Source organism: Atopobacter phocae ATCC BAA-285 (genome assembly GCF_000526675.1).
Lineage (GTDB): Bacteria > Bacillota > Bacilli > Lactobacillales > Aerococcaceae > Atopobacter > Atopobacter phocae.
Genome location: NZ_JAGN01000082.1, coordinates 1 through 1,016 on the forward strand (window position 1 = coordinate 1; position 1,016 = coordinate 1,016).

A 1,016-nucleotide genomic window follows, 5' to 3' on the forward strand; every position below is an offset into this window, starting at 1 on the left:
TAGAAACTTTTACACAAGATTATGGACTTGACTATTTTTTCTAAATAATATACTTATATTGTCTGTTTAAGACGTTCATTATATTTTTGAACTGCTTTTTTTCAAAACAAAACTATATTAATTAGCATTTGCTTCAATTTTAGTCCCATCGATAAAACAATTGTTCATTGTTATTATTTTTTTTAGAAGATAGGACCATTCGATAAAAAGTGTTTGGATCAATTGTCGACATGAATCTGTTGAACGAAATCAATTGGTAAATTTGTTTGATTCGTGTTAAAATTTATAAAAAAAAGAAGATACCTCCTAATAGTTTTGCTGTTATTACTATTATATTATTGGTGGACTATTAGGGAATTAGGAGAAACTTTTAATAAAAAAGAATTACTGAATCAAGAAGAAATGTTAAAAGTAATTGGCGGAAAAATTAACTGGGGCAGTGTAGGTGGTTCCTGTGTTGGGGGAGCCATAATTGTTGGTGTTATAGGTGGACCTGGTGGTTGTTGTCTGACGGGAGCTATTGGAGGTGTTTGGAATCAATGGTAAAAGCATTAATTTTTTCTGCTGTAATCTCTTTAATTGCATCAGTTAACTATCTAATAAAAAAAGATTTAGCTATGAAAAGAAAATGATTGTAGCAATTAACATAGCAATCTTCCTGGTTATCTATGAATTTTTCTGGAGTATTCTCACTTGATAGATAATGCCATTTGTATTTAGAGAACAGAATAAAATTAAATTTTGTACTTAATTTAAATTACTTTTTTAAGAAATTCATCTGCATCATGATTTTGTTTTGAGATATTCTGTGATGCAGATTTCTATTATATTTTAACGATATATTTAGTTGAGGCTGGGACAAAAGGTCTCTAATAATAAAAATAAGAGAATCATGTATCCGACATTCGTCGTCCATAATGATGGCTCTTTGTCAAATAGGGTTGATGACGAGGTGAGGTAACCGTATGGTTACTTCGCCTCTTTTTTTAGATCAAAAGATAAAATAAGCAAATGAT

At 29.6% G+C, this 1,016-nt stretch carries 1 protein-coding gene; it reads left to right on the top strand.

What is annotated here, in order from left to right; all coding sequences use genetic code 11:
• Positions 1-315: 315 nt before the first annotated feature.
• A complete protein-coding gene (locus L866_RS08920) occupies positions 316-546 on the top strand; it encodes a hypothetical protein (protein WP_035446513.1) in 231 nt (76 codons plus the stop codon).
• Positions 547-1,016: the final 470 nt, after the last annotated feature.